This window comes from Lyngbya sp. PCC 8106 (genome assembly GCF_000169095.1).
Classification (GTDB): domain Bacteria; phylum Cyanobacteriota; class Cyanobacteriia; order Cyanobacteriales; family Microcoleaceae; genus Capilliphycus.
In genome coordinates, this window is the sequence record NZ_AAVU01000105.1 from 1 (window position 1) to 1,639 (window position 1,639).

Sequence of the window (1,639 nt, forward strand, 5' to 3'; positions counted from 1 at the left end):
AACTGAGTCAAAAATCCAAGTTGGGATTGTGATCACTTTGCAAATTCATTCATTGACCTCAAACAAAGAACGAGGTAAACCGGACTGACGAATAATAGATTGCAAAGTACCAATCTTTAATTCCTTGTAGTTGGGAATTGGAACGGTAATCGTTGATTCCTCTTGACGCAATTGCATGATAATATGACTCCCACGAACTCTGACCTCAACAAAACCGTGTTCTTCTAAAATTTTGCAAACTTCTCGCTTCAGATAAAACCCTTAACCTACCCAACTTTAAACTCCACTGACTCGACTAAAACTTCACGATTTAAACGTCGCTCTATTTCCGAAGCATCAGCAGTCTCAAAAAAAAGTTCTAGTGCTTCAATTAAATTAGAGCGTGCTTCTTCCACCGTGTCCCCCTGACTCGCCAGATCCAATTCGGGACATAAAGACACATATCCGTCCCCCTCTGGTTCAATAATTATGGTTAGTTTTTGAGTTGGTTTCATTGTCTGTTTTTCTTAAACCTTGAAATCAATCGCGTAATACTATTCTAATTGTAATAATTTGTTTTAAACCATAGAAACTCCTTATTTATCCCTCATTTTATGCCTTCAACGCGCATTCGATATCCTTGATAATTTTTGAGCTTATCGTTAATCTTTTTGATCCAAGTAGATTCAGTTCAGAATTTAGAAATAGCTCTATGCAACCTTTCTCTATTTTTTTCAGCTAGTCTTATCTGTTTTTAGAAGCAACTCTCCAACCTAAACGAGTCGGTTGTGAATAAATCCGTTTTAACGTATTAATATCTCTCGGAGAAATTGGCGGTGGTTCTCGAACTTGAGCAAAATACATAACATCGGTTTGAGTCGGACTATGACCCCAAATTCCGAGCGCATGACCAAATTCGTGACGAGCAGCCGATGTGATATATTTTCCGGTTTGAGTCGGACTCAACCAAATGATAAAACGATGTGACAACATCTGAGTTCCGTCTTCAAGCTCATGTACAAATACTTGATAACGAGTTTCGGCGGAACTTGCCCGTAAATTTCCGGGTTCGAGGGGCGGACGACGGCGAAAGATTTGAATGTTTGCGACGTTAGAATCTTCAACAATGCGAAGCGGTAAATAACTTTTCCATTCTTCTACCGCAGACAAAACATCACGATACCAGTTTAAAGCTTGATTTGGGGCGGGTTTCTCAATATAAACTTGAATTGGAAACTCAGACCAAATTAGATGACCGACTTTCGGAGCTTCAATTTGATCAAAGTAATCACCACTCTGGGTTTGATCTTGCCACTCGGCTAAAGGCATGGGCAACGGATGAGCTTTAACCGGAATGACATCTTCTAGCGCAGGTGTGGGTTTAGAAAGAATCAGGCTGAAACTGAGAACAGCGACAGCCAACCCGACAAAAATGAGCCGTCGATAGGATGCTCGCATTCGTTCAAACACTACCGCGATTTCCCCTAACCGACCCAACCTGCGCTTAAGATAATCGTTAAGCCAATAAAGGTAATGGCTAACATCCAGGTAACACGATTAAGTGTAGTTTCCGCACTCTTGCTACTGGTAAACAGTTGAGCCTGTCCGCCAATACCGAGTCCATCTCCCTTCGGACTGTGTAACAAAACCAGAATGGTTA

General features: G+C 41.1%; 4 protein-coding genes. All 4 read right to left on the minus strand.

Annotated elements, in window-relative coordinates:
* Positions 1-45: 45 nt before the first annotated feature.
* A complete protein-coding gene (locus L8106_RS29100) occupies positions 46-252 on the minus strand; it encodes a type II toxin-antitoxin system HicA family toxin (protein ID WP_369749738.1) in 207 nt (68 codons plus the stop codon).
* Positions 253-266: 14 nt separating this feature from the next.
* Positions 267-494, minus strand: a complete 228-nt coding sequence (locus tag L8106_RS29105) for a type II toxin-antitoxin system HicB family antitoxin (RefSeq protein WP_009788177.1) — start codon at positions 492-494, stop codon at positions 267-269.
* A 229-nt stretch (positions 495-723) separates the two neighbouring features.
* On the minus strand, positions 724-1,449 hold the full coding sequence (locus L8106_RS29110; RefSeq protein ID WP_009788178.1) for a matrixin family metalloprotease: 726 nt from the start codon (positions 1,447-1,449) through the stop codon (positions 724-726).
* Positions 1,450-1,463: 14 nt separating this feature from the next.
* Positions 1,464-1,634 carry a preprotein translocase subunit SecG gene (gene secG / locus L8106_RS29115; RefSeq protein ID WP_050779202.1) on the minus strand — a complete coding sequence of 57 codons (171 nt, stop codon included), beginning with the start codon at positions 1,632-1,634 and terminating at the stop codon, positions 1,464-1,466.
* Between the last annotated feature and the right edge of the window lie 5 nt (positions 1,635-1,639).

Bases quoted from the DNA above. Each gene is read 5' to 3' on its own strand.
- L8106_RS29105 (WP_009788177.1), bottom strand. From the start codon at position 494: ATGAAACCAACTCAAAAACTAACCATAATTATTGAACCAGAGGGGGAC.